This window comes from Streptodolium elevatio, assembly GCF_040649515.1.
Lineage (GTDB): Bacteria > Actinomycetota > Actinomycetes > Streptomycetales > Streptomycetaceae > Yinghuangia > Yinghuangia elevatio.
Genome location: NZ_JBEZFP010000069.1, coordinates 1 through 15831 on the forward strand (window position 1 = coordinate 1; position 15831 = coordinate 15831).

Consider the following 15831-nt stretch of genomic DNA (forward strand, 5'->3'; position numbering starts at 1 on the left):
GCTCCGTCAAGGCGGGCCTGACCAAGAACAGCGGCACCCCCTCGATCGACACCGGCTCGTCCAACGGGTCCTCGCAGACCCAGGGCAAGTCCTCGACGCAGACCGCGCCGAAGCCCGCCGCGCAGCAGCCCTCGGGTGCGAAGCTCACCGAGGACACCAAGGCCGCCGCCCCCAAGCCGGCCGCGCAGCCCGAGGCGAAGACGCAGCAGGCCCCGGCCAAGCCGGCGACCCCCGCGCCGTCCGCGAGCACCGCCAAGGCCGACTACACGGTCGTCGTCGGCGACACCCTGTTCAAGATCGCCCGGGCGCACGACGTCACCGGCGGCTGGCAGAAGCTGTACGACCTCAACCGCGGCGTCGTCGGCGGCAACCCGAACCTGATCTTCCCGGGCCAGAAGCTGGCCCTGGGCGGCCAGTCCACCGCGGCCCCGGCCCCGGCGAAGCTGACCGAGGACACCCCGGCGAAGCCGGCTCCGGCCCCGTCGGCGTCCTCCTCGTCCACGAAGCCCTCGGGCGCGAAGCTGACCGAGGACAAGGCCCCCGCCAAGAGCGAGACCACCAAGCCGAGCACGAGCTCCAACACGAACTCGAGCGCCGCCAAGCCGTCGACCGGCAACTCGTCGTCGACCGAGGCGTCGTCGTCCGGCTACGTCCGCCCCGTTCCGGGTGCGGCGAGCGGCTCGTACGGCCGCTCGGGCTCCATGTGGTCGAACGGCCACACCGGTGAGGACTTCCGCGCGTCGGCCGGCACCAAGGTCAGCGCCGTCACCTCCGGCACCGTGGTCTCCGCGGGCTGGGGCGGCGCGTACGGCAACGAGGTCGTCATCAAGCACGCCGACGGCCGCTACACGCAGTACGGCCACATGTCGAAGATCTCCGTCTCGGTCGGCCAGAAGGTCTCGACCGGCCAGCAGGTCGGCCTCGTCGGCTCGACCGGCAACTCGACCGGCCCGCACCTGCACTTCGAGGTGCGCACCGGCCCGAACTACGGCTCGGACATCAACCCGATCACCTACCTCCGCGCCCACGGCGTCAACGTCTGATCCACTGATCCTCGCGATCGGTTGAACTGACATCGCAGTGACGCGGTAGAGGCACCACGCCGCAGGCCCCGGACCCCACGGTCCGGGGCCTGCGGCGTTTTCGGGCGGGTGGCGGCCTGTGTGTGGGGGACGGGGTCGCCGGGAGCCGCTACGGGCGCACAGGGGCCGCGGCGGGGGCACGGGTGGGCGCTGGGGACGTGGTGGGCCGGGAGGGCGGAGGCTGCTTGCCGGGGGCCGGGCGGCTGGTCGTCGGCACACCGGGTCGCGGGGGCGCCTGCGCCGGTGGTTGGTTCGGTGCGGGGGCCGTCGGCGAGGGGGTTGCCGGTGCGGGGGTGAGGGTGGGGGTGGGCGGCGCGGGGGTCGTGTCGGTGAAGGACGTACGGGGTGCGCCCGCCCCCGCCGTTCCGGCGACGTTGGCGACGACCGGGCCGCCGCGTACCGGCAGGGCCTCCGCCCCCTCGGGGGTCACCCGTGTGGCACCGATGTAGTCGGGCTTGTCGATCTTGCCGAAGCGGATGACCTCGCCCGTGTAGGGCGCGTGGATCATCGTGCCGCCGCCGACGTAGATCCCCACGTGGTGGATGCTGCGCGGATCCTTGAGGTCGTACGCGAAGAACACCAGGTCCCCGGGCAGCAGTTCGGCCCTGGCGGGGTGCCGGCCCGCGTTCCACTGGTCGTTCGCGACGCGCGGGAGCTTGATGCCGACCTTCTGGTACGCCGCCTGGGTGAGGCCCGAGCAGTCGAACCGGCCCCGGTGGGCGGCCGTGCCCTCGCCGCCCCAGAGGTAGGGCGTACCGAGCTTCGACTGCGCGAACTCGATGGCCCCGACCGCGATAACCGACGGCGGCAGCGGGGCCTTCACCGCACCGAAGCTCTGCTCCAGGGAGCGGATGTTCTTGACGTAGTTGCGCGTCTCCTTGTACGGCGGGATCCCCTTGTACTGGATGACGCGGTACGCGCCGGCGTTGTACGCGGCGAGCATGTTGTTCGTCCGGTCCCCCGGCACGGAGGCGATCGACTTCGACAGCGCGCAGTCGTACTTCGCGGCCGAGGGGATCGCGTCGTCGGCGTCGAAAGGGTCGCGCCGGCCGTCGCCGTCGCCGTCCGTCGACCACTGGGGCCAAGTCCCGGGCATAAACTGCGCGATGCCCTGCGCACCGACCGGGCTGACCACCTTCGGGTCGAACCCGCTCTCCTGGTAGAGCTGCGCGGCGAGCAGCGCCGGGGAGATCTCCGGGCAGAGCCGGCCCCACTGTTCGATGGCACCCTGGTACGCGGCGGGCACCGTCCCGGGCGCGAGCGCCACCTGCCCGGAACCACCTGCGGGGGCGGGAGTTCCGGACATCCCGCCTACCGCGGCGGCGAGCAGGCCGACGAAGCCGAACGGGACCGCGACGGCGATCCCGACGGCAATCCGTGCCTTACGCATGCGCGGTCGGGGGCCGCGCGGGGAAGGACCTCATGGAAACGGGACACCATCCGGGACAACATGGGACCAGCCGCTACTCCGGCGGGAACCTGCGGGGGTGCGGCGACGGGCAGGGACCGCGCACGCGTCGTGCTCCCGTCATTGTGCGCGCCATGATTGCTCTGCGCAATCACCCGTGATACACACAGTGAGCGAGCCGTCTCTCGGGGGTGGTGGCCCGAACGGTGTCGTCAGGACAGAATAATCGAGTGACGCACAACCCCCCCTTCACCCAGGCGGGGGTAATTCGAGAAGCCCAGTCGGGGGCGGTGAACGGCATGTACCAAGCGGCAGGCAATGGCGACATCAATACGATCATCGGCGGTATCGCGCCTGATTGGGGACCCTTCGCATCATTGGGCGAAGAGGCCCGCACGATGGTTCAGGTCGTGATGGCGATCGCGATCCTCCTCTGCCTCGCCATCGCCATCTGGGGCGCGGCGAAGCAGCGGATAGGGGCAACGGCCTTGCGCGACACGTTCAGTGCCGAGCAGGGCAAGGGACTGATCATCGCCGGACTCACCGGCGTGTTCATCATCGGATCACTGGGCACCCTCTTCACGATCATCTACGGGATGGCGATCTAGGACCGGGCCCTCCCGAATTTGCCGACTCGAGGTGGCTCACGTGGCGTACGCCTGCCCGCATAACTCCCAAAGTGCGACGTATGCCCGAAGATCGCATTCCCTTTCGGTGGAAATCGGGAAGACCGGATCTTTCTCGTCAGACCGGAGTGAATTACCTGCGGATTCCGCCGCCGCGCGGGGAGGGGTCCGCGCATGAGTGACGAGTTGCCGCGGACTCGGACCCTGCTGCCGCCGCGCCCTGACGCCGTCGGCGTCCCCGCGCGGCGGCGCAATCCCGTGCTGTCCGGGATCGGCGTCGTCGTCGTGATCATGGTGGTCGTGCTGACGCTCGCGTACGCGAGCCGGCGCGGCGGCGGCGACACGCCCTCCGGGACCGAGAACGCCGGCAGCTCGCAGAGCGCTACCACCACAGGCGCTCCGCCGTCCGGAGCCCTGTCAGGCGTGCCGGTCGGGTACGCGCACACTCGCGAGGGCGCGCAGTCCGCCGCGGCCAACTACTCCACCGCATACGGCTCTTCCGCGATGTTCAAGCCCGCCTCCCGGCGGGCCGTGATCTCCGCCCTTGCCGCGCCCACCGCGAAGGACGGACTGCTGACGCGCGCGGACGGCGCCTTCGCGGCGCAGAACACCCTGTTCGGCCTGGACGCGGAGGGCAACGCCCCGAAGGGCCTCACCTTCGTCTGCCGTGCCCTGCCCGTCGGCACCAAGGTGGCGGCTTACACACCCGATTCCGCGACCGTCGAGGTATGGGGGGCCGGGCTGATCGGACTCGCCGGAGCGGGCTCCACCAAGCCGGTCACCGAAGCGTGGACCACGACGACGATGCGGCTGTCCTGGGCGGACGGCGACTGGAAGCTCGTCGACTTCAGCCAGAAGGAGGGGCCGACCCCGGTCAGCGGCCTGCAAGGCGCGTCGGGTGCGGAGGAGATCGCGCAAGCGGTCAGGGACTTCGAGGAACTTCGCTATGCACGTTAGTCCGCGCCGTCAACTCCCCACCGAGTCCCTGATCCACGGAGCGCCCGCCCGCAACGTGGCAGCCTCCCGCGTGTACGACCTGCCACGCGCTGCGGGACCGGGCCGTGCGCGGCAAACACAGGACCACTGCCCGGCCACCGCCACACCTGGCGCCGTCACCGTACTCGGCGCCGCCGGCGGACCCGGCGGCCCCAACAAAGCCGGCGCCGTCGGCGCGCCGGACACACTCGGCGTGGCCCGTCAGGCACCCCACGGGCGTTCGAAGTCACAATCCGGCGGCCCTCACCAGGGTTCAAGCTCCGCTCCCCTGTTGTCTGGGCGGTCTCTTTTTCCCTTCCTGCGTCGTGGTTTGGTGCTTGTGGGGGTGGCGGCTGCGGGGGTGGTGGGTGGGGGGACGGCGGCGCTGGGGGCGGCTGTGCCGTCGCCTGGGGCTCCGGCGGCGCCGGCGGTTCCGGGGGCTGGTGTGCCCGCCGCGCCGGTGGCGTCGTCTGGGCCGCCGCAAGGGGGGCAGGCGCAGGCGTACTGCGACATGTTGACGGGGCCGGCGAAGACGTACTGCCAGAGTGGGGACGCGGGTGCGTCCGTGGGGGTGCCGGGGAATCCGGTGCAGACGGCGGGGTTTGTCGCGGATCCGCTCGGGGCGATCGCGAAGGGGTGTGCGGACGCCGCGACGTGGATCCTCAATCAGCTGGCCCATGCCGTGAACGACACGACGCAGGTGGACTTCACGAATGCGGGGTTCCTGCGGCAGTACGCGGTGGTCTTCGCGGCGTCGACGTTCCTGACCCTGCTGCTGTGGATGCTCGCCGTCGCCAAGCGCGCCGTGCGCGGGGCGTCGATCACGACGGCGATCACCGAGGCGGTCGGGTATCTGTGGCTGGCGGTGACCGCGTCGGCGTTCACGCCGCTGACGCTGTATCTGGCGGTGTCGTTGACCGACGGGCTGACGGCCGCGATCGCGTCCGGTACGCAGCAGGACACCGACCGGTTCCTCGGCGGGTTTGCGAAGGCCCTTGATCCGAACGCCGGTTTGGGCGGCGGTCCGGTGATGCTGATCTTCGTGTCGATGTTGTCGATGGCCGCCGCGGCGGTGCTGTGGATCGAGCTGCTGATCCGCGCGGCGATGCTGTACGTGGGCGCGATGCTGGGAACTGCCGTGTATTCCGGCTTGGTCGACAAGGCGATGTGGCACCATGTCCGGCGTTGGGCGGGAATCATGGTGGCCGTGCTGCTCGCGAAACCGGTCGTCGTGATCGTGTTGGGCCTGGCCACCGCCGTATCGTCGAACGGCGGACCGAACGGTGGTCGGCAGGACGCGTTTTCGGCGGTGTTGAGCGGGCTGGCCATCATGGTGTTGTCGATCTTCGCGAGTGTGTTGATCTACCGTTTCGTGCCGAACCTGGGTGACGACATGGCGCAGTTGCACAGCAGCCGCCGTGCGTTGACCGGTTCGGGCGCGGCGGGGATGGTGAGCGGACCCGCGAACTTCATGAAGCAGGGGATCCGCGCGCACGCGGGGCGCGGTCAAGGCGGCGGGGGCCAACCGGCTCCGGCCGCGGCGGGAGCCGCGGTGTCCTCGGGCATCGCGGCGCACGGCCAGCGCGGTGGCGGCGGTACGGGGGCCGCCTCCGCGGCACCACCCCCGGCAAGCCCGGGCAACACGCCGCATGCCAGGACCGGGAACGAGGCTTGACCATGACAACACAGCCCATCCACCGACGCCGCACGTTCCTCATCGGCAAGGCCAAGCCGACGGCCGTCATCGGCAAGAACCGCGAGCCGGGCGAGATCTTCCTGATCATCGCGGGCGGCGGCCTCGGGTTGCTGTGGGGCCTGCTCGTACCGGTGCTGGTGGTGCGGATCGTCGGCCTCGCCGGTTTTCCGCTGATCGCCTTCGCGGCGGTCTACATGCCGTACAAGCAGCGCACGTTCTACAAGTGGTTCGAGATCAATCGGAACTACAAGCGCACGCTCAAGCGCGGGGCCCGCTACCGCTCGGCGGTGATGGAGGCCGGCACGCGCCTGGACGGCGCCGGGGTGGCGGTCGGTTCGCCGCCCGGCATCGGCCGGCTGACGTGGACGAGCGTGCCGTTCGGGCCGGATGAGCTCGCGGTGCTGATGCACCTGGAGCGGCGTACGGTCACCGCTGCCATCGAGATCGAGGGCCCCGGCGTGGGCCTGCGCGACTCGGAGGACCAGGAGGCGCTGGTCGAGCGGTTCGGCACGCTGCTGAAGCATGTCGCCAACGGGGACGGCTTCGTGACGCGGCTTCAGATCCTGGCGCGGACGATGCCCGCCGACCCCGACGCGCACGCGAAGGACGTGGCCCGGCGCGGCGACCACAACGCCCCGCGGTGGGTGAAGGATTCGTACGACCAGCTCCAGTCGATGGTGTCGACGTCGAGCGAGCAGCACCGCGCGTACCTGATCGCCTGCATGCACTACAACCGCGACCTGGCGGCCGAGTCGTCGGTGATGGGCAAGGGCGACAAGGGCCTCGGCATCGTCATGGCCCGGGAACTGACGGACGTGTGCGCGCGGCTGGCCGAGGCGGACATCCGGGTGCGGCAGCCGATGAACGAGGCCCGGCTCGCGTCGCTGATCCATTCGATGTACGACCCGGAGCACCAGATCGACCAGTTCGACGGCATGCGCGCGCGGTATGCCTGGCCCGCCGAACTCGACGCGACGCACCCCAACTACCTCCAGGCCAAGACCCGCGAGTCGGACACCTCGCGGCCGTGGTGCCACGCGACCGCGTGGGTCAAGGAGTGGCCGCTGACCCCGGTCGGCGTGAACTTCCTGGCGCCGCTGCTGGTGCACACGCCGGACGTGATCCGGACGGTCGCGGTCACGATGGACCTGGAGCCGACCGACATCGCGATCGAGCGCATGCTGACCGAGAAGACCAACGACGACGCCGACGCGGCGCGTGCGGCCAAGATGAACCGTACGGTCGACCCGCGCGACCTGGCCCACACCGGCCGGGTGGACCAGCGCGGCGAGGACCTCGCGGGTGGCGCGGCCGGGGTGAACCTGGTCGGCTACATCACGGTGTCCTCGCGCGATCCCGAGCAACTGGCCCGTGACAAGCGGACGATCCGTGCGTCGGCGGGCAAGTGCTTCCTCAAACTGGAGTGGTGCGACCGCGAGCAGCACCGGGCGTTCGTGAACACGCTCCCGTTCGCGACCGGCATCAGGAGGTGACGCCTTGACCGGCATCATGTCGCTACTGACCGAGGGGTTCTCGAGCTTCCTGTTCGGCAGGCCCGAGACGCAGCGGCTTCCCGTGCGCACGTCGACGGGCCAGGCGCAGGCGGTGTACCTGCCGACGGCGGCGCCGGGGCTCGGCGACTCCGGGGTGATCATCGGCCGCGAGGTGTACTCCGGCAAGGGTTACGTCTACGACCCGTTCCAGCTGTACGGCCAGCAACTGCCCGCCCCGCACTGGCTCGTGCTCGGCGAGTCGGGCAACGGCAAGTCGGCGCTGGAGAAGACGTACGTGCTGCGCCAGCTGCGCTTCCGCGACCGCCAGGTGGTGGTCCTGGACGCCCAGGGCGAGGACGGCGTCGGCGAATGGAACCACATCGCGGAGGCACTGGGCATCCAGCCGGTGCGGCTGGACCCGACGGACCTGGGCAGCAACGGCGTACGCCTCAATCCGCTCGACCCCGCCATCACCTCCACCGGCCAGCTGGCGCTGCTGCGCACGATCATCGAGGTGGCGATGGGCCGCCCGCTGGAGGAGCGGGCCGGATACGCGCTGAAGGCCGCACACGTGCACGTCGTGCGCACCGTCAAGGACCGCCAGCCGATACTCCCCGACGTCGTCGACGCGCTGCGCAACCCGACCAAGGAGTCGGCGGACCTGCTGAGCCTGGATCTCGCCGACGTGCGGATCTGGGGCCTGGACGTCGCGCTGGTGCTCGACCGGCTGGTGGACGGCGACCTGAAGAACATGTTCGAGGGGCCGACCACGACCGGCATCGACCTCGACGCGCCGCTCATCATCTTCGACCTGTCGCACATCGACCGGAACTCGATCGCGATGCCGATCCTGATGGCGATCGTGGGTGTGTGGCTGGAGCACACGTGGATCCGGCCGGACCGGGTCAAGCGCATCTTCCTGGTGGAGGAGGCGTGGCACATCATCAACAGCCCGTTCGTCGCGCAGCTGTTCCAGCGGCTGCTGAAGTTCGGGCGGCGGCTGGGGCTTTCGTTCGTCGCGGTGGTGCACCACTTGTCCGACGTGGTGGACGGCGCGGCGGCGAAGGAGGCCGCGGCGATCCTGAAGATGGCGTCGACGCGCACGATCTACATGCAGAAGGCCGAGGAGGCGCGCGCGACCGGCAAGGTGCTCGGGTTGCCGCGCTGGGCAGTGGAGATCATCCCGACGCTGACGCCGGGCATCGCGGTGTGGGACGTCAACGGCAACGTGCAGGTGGTCAAGCACCTGATCACCGACACCGAGCGACCGATGGTCTACACGGACCGCGCGATGACCGAGGACGCGGTCGAGGAACGGGTGCGGGCGGAAGCCGCGCTGGCGGGCGACCCCGCGGCCTGAGGGCCGGGGGGTACTGCGGCCCGTAGGCGGGGCGAGCACGTACGGAGGCCTGCCGGCGGTCGGACCGGTCGCACGGGTCGTACCGGCCGCACCGGCTCGTACAGGGGAGGCGTATGGCGCAGGAGGGGCCGCGGCGGGCGCCGCAGCGGGGCATACCCGACGGCGCGCTGATCGGGGTGCTGGTGCTGCTGGTCGGGGCGACCGCGACCACGTGGCTGTCCACGGGGCTCGCGGGCCTCGTGTCGCATCAGGAGTGGCCGGACAACGTCCGGTTCTCCCGCTCCGGTACGGCGATCCGCGAACTGACCGCGGAGCCGGGCGATGTGGCCGCCGCGTGGCCGGACACGCCGCCGGAGGCGCTGCCGCCCGCGTCGACGTTCTGGATCGTGTTCGGCACGATGCTCCTGTTCGTGCTGTTCCTCGCGGGCTTCGCGCTGTGGATATGGCTGCGCCTGACGCTGCGTCAGGCGGCGCACCGGGACTCCGGGAAGCGCCCGCCGGCAGAGGGCGGGCCACCCGGAAAAGCCTTGTGACACGCCGAATCCGCGATGAAAGCACACCTTCGGGTGAACCGGACCGCTCAACCGGAATCGTCGGTTCTCCGACGGGGAACGCTCTACGTACCGTGGCCGAGTCGGCCGCCGCGTGGCCGTAAGGTCACCCGCCGGTCGACTCGACCCACCAACTTCCCCGCGGTGTCCGCGCGTCGCGCGCCTCAGCCGTCCGTACGGCCCGTTCCGTCCGGCTGGGTCTCCTCGATGCGGGCCAGCATGCGCCGCAGCCCCTCCGCGAGCGCGTCGCGCTGCCTGGTGCCGAGGTCCTGCAGCAGCGCGGCCTCGAAACCCGCCGCCTCGCGGACGACCCGCACCCACATGTCCCGGCCGGCGTCGGTCAGCTCGATGATGACGCGCACCCGGTTGTTCTCGTCCCGCGTCCGGGTCACCAGCTCGTCGGTGACCATGCGGTCGATGCGGTGCGTCATGGCGGCCGGCGTGAGCCCGAGGCTCCGGGCCAGCTCGCCGGGGCTGAGCCGGTAGGGCGCCCCCACGAGCACGAGCGCGCGCAGGACCTCCCACTCGGCGTTGGTGATGCCGAGGGCGGTCAGCTGGCGGCTGTACGCGACCGACATGCGCCGGTGCAGCCGGAACAGCGCCGCGACGATGATCTCGACCTGCGGGTCGACCTCGGGGAACTCGCGCTGGAAGACCGCAAGGTGGGCTTCGAGGTCGGACTCCGGCAGCACCGGCTCGGACGTTTCCGGCGGCTCGGACGGTTCGGGCGTCTCGGGGCGCTCGGGCTGCTCGGAGGGCCCCGGCGGCTCCGCGGTCGTCGGCCGGTCCTGGCCCGACTCTGTGTCCGACTCCATGGCGTGCAGCATACCCGCACCGGCTTAAGTCGTTAGACAGAAACACTTCAGGTACGTATAGTTTAGTTCTGAAGTCTTCAGACTCAAGTTCCGACCACCCCCAAGAGCCGTCGCCCCGCCCTTCCGGCCGGTGCGGCGGTTTTCGTCGGGTTGCGCCCGGACGCGCGTCTGCGGGACTTCCCCGAGCGGGTCCGGAACGGCCGTACCCGCGCACACGACAGTCAGGAGGTGTGTGGTGGCGACCAACACGGCACTCCGTCGGATCCAGCTGGGGAACGCGCTCAGTGCGTTCGGCAGCGGGTTCACCGTTCCTTTCCTCTTCGTCTACGTGACGCGGGTGCGCGACATGACCGCCGGTCAGGCCGGGCTCATGTTCAGCGTCCTCGCGGTTGCCGCCCTCGTCGCCCTGCCGTTCGTCGGTCCGGCGATCGACCGGCGCGGACCGCGCCCGGTCGCGGTCGCCGGGGCCGTCGTGGCCGGCGCCGGCTCCCTGACGCTCGGGCTCGCGACCGACGCGACGACGGTCATGCTCGGCGCCGCCCTGCTCGGGGCCGGCATCGCGGCGATCCAGCCCGCGCTCGCGACGATGATCGTGCGCTGCACCACCGCGATGACGCGCGCCCGCGCGTTCGCGCTGCAGTTCACCTTCAACAACCTGGGCCTGGGCATCGGCGGTCTGATCGGCGGCCTCATCGTCGATCCGTCGCGCCCGGCGAGCTTCACCGTGCTGTTCGCGATGGAGACCGCGATGTTCCTGGTGCTCGGTGCCGTGGTCGGCACCGCTCGGGTGCCCGCGGCCCCGAAGTTCGAGGGCGCGCACGCGGCCGCCGGGTCCGGCGCGGGCTGGCGGCACCTGCTGCGCAACAAGGCGATGGTCCGCCTGTGCGTGGTCAGCGCGCTGATCTTCTTCACGTGCTACGGGCAGTTCGAATCCGGCCTGGCCGCGTTCGCGACCGAGGTCAGCCACATCTCGCCGAGCATGCTCGGCGTGGCGCTGGCCGCCAACACCGCGGTCATCGTGCTGGGCCAGCTCACCGTCCTGAAGATCACCTCGCGGCGCCGCCGCAGCACGGTGATCGCGGCGACCGGCCTGGTGTGGCTGGTCGCCTGGATGGTCACGGCGGTGTCCGGCCTGGTGCACAGCAACGCGGTGCTCGCGGCGGTCACCATCATCACGACGTACGCGCTGCTCGGTGTCGGCGAGAGCCTGCTCGCGCCGACCCTCGGCCCGATGGTCGCCGACCTCGCGCCGGCGCACCTGCTCGGGCAGTACAACGCGGCGCAGTCGCTGGTGAAGCAGCTGGCGATGGCGGCCGGCCCGGCGTTCGCGGGGCTGATGGTCGGCTCGGGGGCCTACGGGCCGTACGTGGCTTCGCTGATGGTCTGCTCGCTGCTCGTCACGGTCCTCGGCGTCCGGATGGGCGGCAAGCTCAGCTCGGTGCAGAACGGCGTGCTGGTCGCGTCGTCGGTGCCGGTCGAGATCCCGGTGAATACCGGGCCCGAAGCGGCCTCGCCGCCCACAGTGCAGGCCCCGGTGCAGGTCCCGGACCAGGCCCCGGATCAGGCACCGGTGCGGCGCCCGGCGGAGTCCCCGGCCGAACCGGCCGAGGTGCCGGCCCGCGCCGCGGCCCCCGTCCCGGCCGCGGTCTGATCCCCGAGGCGGCGGGAGGCGCAGGCCTCCCGCCGCCTCACAGCAGGAACTCGCACCACACCGTCTTGCCGGTGGCGGTCAGCCGCGACCCCCAGGAGCTGGCGATGGTCGCCACGATCGCGACACCGCGCCCGTTCTCGTCGTCGGCCGCCGCCCGGCGCCGGCGCGGCACGTGGTCGTCCGCGTCCGACACCTCGACGATCAGCCGCCGGTCGGTGCGGCGCAGCCGCAGCCGCATCGGCGCCGCCCCGTGGGTCAGCGCGTTGGCGACGAACTCGCTGACCGCGAGCACCCCGGACTCCCGCAGCTCCTCGCCGACCTGCCAACTGGCCAGCACCCCCGACGTGAACGCCCGGGCCCGGGCCGCGACTTCGTGCCCGCCCAGGAGGTCGAGCGACGCCGTGCGGAACAGGGTCGCCTCGCGTCCCTCGTGCTTGGGCAGTTGCAGCACCAGCACGGCCACGTCGTCGTCGTGCTCGACCGGCAGGCGCATGTGCTCCACCAGGCGGTCGCGCACCGCCTCCGGCGAACCGGTCGCCACGTCCAGCGCGCCCGCGAGGTCGTCGATCCCCCGGTCGATGTCCTCGCCCCGGCGTTCGACGAGGCCGTCCGTGTAGAAGACCACCGTCGAACCCGGCTCCAGCGGGACGCTGCCCGAGGTGTGCGGCCAACTCCCCCCGGTGCCCAGCGGCGGCCCCAGCGCGTCGTCCAGCCGGTGCACGCGTCCTTCGGGGTCGCGCACGAGTGGCGGCAGGTGGCCCGCGGTGGAGTAGGTGAGCACCCCTTCGCTGGGGTCGTGCACGGCGTAGACGCAGGTCGCGATCTGCGTCGCGTCGATCTCCATCGCGAGGCCGTCGAGGAGTTGCAGCACCTCGTGCGGCGGCAGGTCGAGGCGCGCGTACGCCCGTACCGCGGTCCGCAGTTGCCCCATGACCGCGGCCGCGCGCACGCCGCGGCCCATGACGTCGCCGATCACGAGCGCGGTACGCCCGGCGCCGAGGGTGATGACGTCGTACCAGTCCCCGCCGACCGCCGCGTCCGCGCCGCCGGGCAGGTAGCGCACCGCGACGCGCAGGTCGTCCGGGTTCTCCAGGCGCTGCGGCAGCAAGCTGCGTTGCAGCGTGACCGCCGCCTGCCGGTGCCGCCGCTCGCTCTCCCGCAGCCGGTCGGTGGCCTGCACCTGGTCGGTCACGTCGACGGCGAAGACCAGGACGCCGCGTACCGACCGGCCGCCGCTCTGGGTGCCCTCCGCGCGCACCGGGGTGCAGACGAACGTGTAGTAGCCGTGCCGCCGCTCGCTCTCCGGCATGCCGGGGTAGGCGGCGGCGTGGTGGTCCACGCGCCGGGCCCGGACGGTGCGCCCGCGTCCCGTCCGGTAGACCTGGTCCATGAGCGCCAGCAGCCCGTGGTCGGCGAGTTCGGGGAGGATGTCGCGCGCGGGGAGGCCGATCCGGCGGGGCCCGAAGACCTCCCGGTAGGCCTCGTTGACGTACGCGAGTTCGTGTGCGGGCCCCCGGGTGACCGCGATGAGCGCGGGCGCGTGCGCCAGCACCTCCCGCAGCGAGAAGGTGTCGATGCGGTCCTGCATCCGTGCCGCGGGCACGGATCGCCGCCGGTCACCGGACAGTCGGGCGCCCCACCGAGTGATGTTCAACCGCCTGCTTCCTGATGGATGAGTTATTCACACTATGTGCCGTGAGGTTTACCTCAAGTGACATCACCAGTGTGGGCGAAACTCGGCCACAGGGGAATCGCGACGCCGCGCCCGACCCCCCGTTCGGGGGACTCTCCGGAGCGGTGCCCGCATTGTCGGCGGTGGCCGGAGTGCCGCTGCGTATCCGGTGCGTGACCCCGGTCACACGGCGCCCGCGCGGCTCCAAGGCCCGACGGGTGCATGTCGACGCAGTGTCGCGCGGGGACCCCGAGAGCATGGCATCGCTGACTCAGCGTCAACACCACACGGTTCCTCCACAACCGTTACGTCGGATTCCGCTTCTGGGCCGAGATGAGGTCGGGTACGCTCGGCGAACTGGCAATGACTGAGCGGTCCGGGCTGGGACACGAACACTTGCCTTCGGGGGAAGCAAATGGGCGCTTCGCGTACATATACCAACGATCTGGCACGGGATCGGGACACCGCGGGGAGGTCGGCGGGAGCTCACGCCGCCGTGATCCCCTCGGCCCGACGGCCGCAGCGCGGGCGCACCGCGATCGCCGCGCCGCCGGGCACCGCCGATCCGGAATCCACCACACAGTTGCGCACCGACGCGCGCCGCAACCTCGAACAGGTGCTGCGCGCCGCGCGCGAGGTGTTCGGCGAGCTGGGCTACGACGCGCCGATGGAGGAGATAGCCCGCCGTGCGGGCGTCGGCGTCGGCACCATCTACCGGCGGTTCTCCGGCAAGGAGTCGCTGGTCCAGCGCATCATGATCACCGAGACCGCGCGGCTGACCGGCGAGGCCGTGGCCGCACTGGCCGAGGAGCCGGACGCGTGGGCCGCCCTCAACCGCTACCTGCGGCGCGCGGTCGCCTCCGGGGCGGGGCGGCTCTTCCCGGCGCTCAGCGGGCGGGTCCCGGTGACCGAAGAGATGCGCGACGGCCGTACGGCGCTGAACGAGGCGGTCTGCCTCCTGGTCGACCGGGCGAAGGACGAGGGCTACCTGCGCGACGACGTGTCGGACGCCGACATCTCGCTCCTGCTGTCGTGCCTCCTGCCGCCGCCCGGGCTGCCCAAGGCGCAGCGGCTCACGGTCGCCGCCCGCTACCTGGAGGTCGTCCTGGACGGCCTGCGCGCGGACCGGCCGTCACCGCTGCCGGGCAGGCCCTTCACCCAGGACGAGCTCGACACCTTGTTCCTGCGCGGCGGTCCGCGCTGACGCTACGCCGGCCGCGCCCCGTCTTACGGCGCACCGGCCGGGACCCGGCCCCGCCTCGCGCGGCCCGGCCCGGCAACCGGGCCGCGGCGTACCACTCCGGGACCCCACGGAACACCTCCTGAAACTCCTGGCACTTCGGAAGACTCGGAAAACCTCAGAACACTCCTGTACCAGCCCGACCTGAGCCGATCCGCACCGACCAGTCGCGCCGGAATTGCACGCCCGGACAGCCGGGTTAGAGGCCGCGCCCACCGCCTTCCGCAGGCGGTGGGCGCGGCCCCGACTTAGCATCGTCGGCATGGAGTCCGTACCCGGGAAGCCCCACGCAGAGCGGCCTTCCGCATGAACTTCACCCTGGTCCAACTGCGCTACTTCGTGGCCGCCGCGAGGCACCGCAGCATGACCGGGGCCTCCCGCGAACTGATGGTGTCGCAGTCCGCCATCTCGGCCGCGATCGCGCACCTGGAGCGGGAGTTCGGCGTACAACTGCTGGTGCGCCACCACGCGAAGGGGCTGTCCCTGACCACGTCGGGGGAACGGTTCCTGGCGGAGGCCCGCGGGCTGCTCGGGCACGCCGACGAGATGGCCGCCAGCGCCAAGGCCTTCGGCGGGGCCCTGCGCGGGGTGCTGACGCTCGGCTGCGCCGACACCGTCGCGCCGTTCTACCTGCCTCCGCTGCTCGCCGAGTTCGCCGAGCGCCATCCCGAGGTCGAGGTGCACATGACCGAGGGCGAGGACGACGGCCTGCGCGAGACCCTTCTCGAGGGCGGCTGCGAACTCGCGCTGATGTACGACCTCGGCAACAACGTCAACGGCAACGGGGGCGGCGAGTCGCTGGACGGCGAACTGCTCGCCCGCATACCCCCGCACGTCATCGTGCCTCCGGGCCATCCGCTGGCCGGCGAGAAGGCGGTGTCGCTGCGCGCGTTCACCGGCGAGCCCATGGTCCTGCTCGACCTGCCGCACAACCGCGACTACTTCGCGGTCCTGGCCCGCCGGGCCGGGATCAGCCCCCGTGTGCGCTTCCGCAGCCGCAGCCCCGAACTGGTGCGCGCGCTCGTCGCCGCCGGGCAGGGCTTCGCGATCCTCAACCAGCGCCCGGCCACCGACACCACGTACGACGGCGGCCGTGTGGTCGCCCTGGAGCTCACCGACGACCTGCCGCCGCTGCCGCTGATCCTCGCGCAGGCGCGCGGAATCCGGCCGACCCGCCGGGCCGCCGCCTTCGCCGCGGTGTGCCGGGACTGGTTCGTACGCGGCCGACGCCCGCTGAGAGTGACGTAGATCACATCAAGTCA

The 15831-nt window shown here is 71.5% G+C and carries 12 protein-coding genes and 1 pseudogene; 10 read left to right on the forward strand and 3 right to left on the reverse strand.

What is annotated here, in order from left to right:
* Nucleotides 1-1043, forward strand: a 1043-nt coding sequence (locus AB0C36_RS24590) for a peptidoglycan DD-metalloendopeptidase family protein (protein WP_358357474.1), incomplete at its 5' end; no start/stop codon positions are given.
* A gap of 439 nt (nucleotides 1044-1482) precedes the next feature.
* Here AB0C36_RS24590 and AB0C36_RS24595 read toward each other — a convergent pair.
* Nucleotides 1483-2472: pseudogene (locus AB0C36_RS24595) on the reverse strand (C40 family peptidase); the annotation flags it as partial.
* Between the two features lie 317 nt (nucleotides 2473-2789).
* On the opposite strand from AB0C36_RS24595, the gene AB0C36_RS24600 reads away from it, so the two are divergent.
* The 6 genes from AB0C36_RS24600 to AB0C36_RS24625 all read left to right on the forward strand — a co-directional run bounded on the left by AB0C36_RS24600 (nucleotide 2790) and on the right by AB0C36_RS24625 (nucleotide 9173).
* Nucleotides 2790-3098 (forward strand): DUF8827 family protein, encoded by a 309-nt coding sequence (locus AB0C36_RS24600; RefSeq protein WP_358357563.1) that lies wholly within the window; start codon nucleotides 2790-2792, stop codon nucleotides 3096-3098.
* A 192-nt stretch (nucleotides 3099-3290) separates the two neighbouring features.
* Nucleotides 3291-4073, forward strand: a complete 783-nt coding sequence (locus AB0C36_RS24605) for a DUF8175 domain-containg protein (RefSeq protein ID WP_358357476.1) — start codon at nucleotides 3291-3293, stop codon at nucleotides 4071-4073.
* Nucleotides 4074-4872: 799 nt separating this feature from the next.
* Complete coding sequence (locus AB0C36_RS24610; RefSeq protein WP_358357479.1) at nucleotides 4873-5766, forward strand: hypothetical protein; 894 nt, start codon at nucleotides 4873-4875, stop codon at nucleotides 5764-5766.
* A 2-nt stretch (nucleotides 5767-5768) separates the two neighbouring features.
* A complete protein-coding gene (locus AB0C36_RS24615; protein WP_358357482.1) occupies nucleotides 5769-7280 on the forward strand; it encodes an SCO6880 family protein in 1512 nt (503 codons plus the stop codon).
* A 16-nt stretch (nucleotides 7281-7296) separates the two neighbouring features.
* Nucleotides 7297-8640 (forward strand): ATP-binding protein, encoded by a 1344-nt coding sequence (locus AB0C36_RS24620; RefSeq protein WP_435839108.1) that lies wholly within the window; start codon nucleotides 7297-7299, stop codon nucleotides 8638-8640.
* Between the two features lie 113 nt (nucleotides 8641-8753).
* Nucleotides 8754-9173, forward strand: coding sequence for a hypothetical protein (locus tag AB0C36_RS24625; RefSeq protein WP_358357486.1), 420 nt, complete (start codon nucleotides 8754-8756; stop codon nucleotides 9171-9173).
* Nucleotides 9174-9355: 182 nt separating this feature from the next.
* Here AB0C36_RS24625 and AB0C36_RS24630 read toward each other — a convergent pair whose 3' ends face one another.
* Nucleotides 9356-10006: a MarR family winged helix-turn-helix transcriptional regulator gene (locus AB0C36_RS24630; RefSeq protein WP_358357488.1), complete on the reverse strand. Its 651-nt coding sequence runs from the start codon at nucleotides 10004-10006 to the stop codon at nucleotides 9356-9358.
* A 232-nt stretch (nucleotides 10007-10238) separates the two neighbouring features.
* Here AB0C36_RS24630 and AB0C36_RS24635 point away from each other — a divergent pair, with 232 nt between their 5' ends.
* Entirely contained in the window at nucleotides 10239-11657 is a 1419-nt protein-coding gene (locus AB0C36_RS24635; RefSeq protein ID WP_358357490.1) for an MFS transporter, read from the forward strand.
* Between the two features lie 37 nt (nucleotides 11658-11694).
* Here AB0C36_RS24635 and AB0C36_RS24640 read toward each other — a convergent pair whose 3' ends face one another.
* Nucleotides 11695-13311, reverse strand: coding sequence for a SpoIIE family protein phosphatase (locus tag AB0C36_RS24640; protein ID WP_358357493.1), 1617 nt, complete (start codon nucleotides 13309-13311; stop codon nucleotides 11695-11697).
* 514 nt (nucleotides 13312-13825) lie between these two features.
* Here AB0C36_RS24640 and AB0C36_RS24645 point away from each other — a divergent pair.
* Together AB0C36_RS24645 and AB0C36_RS24650 are read left to right on the forward strand one after the other, a co-directional pair.
* Nucleotides 13826-14533 (forward strand): TetR/AcrR family transcriptional regulator, encoded by a 708-nt coding sequence (locus tag AB0C36_RS24645; protein WP_358357495.1) that lies wholly within the window; start codon nucleotides 13826-13828, stop codon nucleotides 14531-14533.
* 342 nt (nucleotides 14534-14875) lie between these two features.
* Nucleotides 14876-15817 (forward strand): LysR substrate-binding domain-containing protein, encoded by a 942-nt coding sequence (locus AB0C36_RS24650; protein WP_358357498.1) that lies wholly within the window; start codon nucleotides 14876-14878, stop codon nucleotides 15815-15817.
* Nucleotides 15818-15831: the final 14 nt, after the last annotated feature.

Excerpts from the sequence above, each read along its gene's own strand:
- AB0C36_RS24630 (WP_358357488.1), bottom strand. The coding sequence starts at position 10,006 with ATGGAGTCGGACACAGAGTCGGGCCAGGACCGGCCGACGACCGCGGAG.
- AB0C36_RS24650 (WP_358357498.1), top strand. The coding sequence starts at position 14,876 with ATGAACTTCACCCTGGTCCAACTGCGCTACTTCGTGGCCGCCGCGAGG.
- AB0C36_RS24625 (WP_358357486.1), top strand. The coding sequence starts at position 8,754 with ATGGCGCAGGAGGGGCCGCGGCGGGCGCCGCAGCGGGGCATACCCGAC.
- AB0C36_RS24615 (WP_358357482.1), top strand. The coding sequence starts at position 5,769 with ATGACAACACAGCCCATCCACCGACGCCGCACGTTCCTCATCGGCAAG.
- AB0C36_RS24610 (WP_358357479.1), top strand. The coding sequence starts at position 4,873 with ATGCTCGCCGTCGCCAAGCGCGCCGTGCGCGGGGCGTCGATCACGACG.
- AB0C36_RS24620 (WP_435839108.1), top strand. The coding sequence starts at position 7,297 with ATGTCGCTACTGACCGAGGGGTTCTCGAGCTTCCTGTTCGGCAGGCCC.
- AB0C36_RS24600 (WP_358357563.1), top strand. The coding sequence starts at position 2,790 with ATGTACCAAGCGGCAGGCAATGGCGACATCAATACGATCATCGGCGGT.
- AB0C36_RS24605 (WP_358357476.1), top strand. The coding sequence starts at position 3,291 with ATGAGTGACGAGTTGCCGCGGACTCGGACCCTGCTGCCGCCGCGCCCT.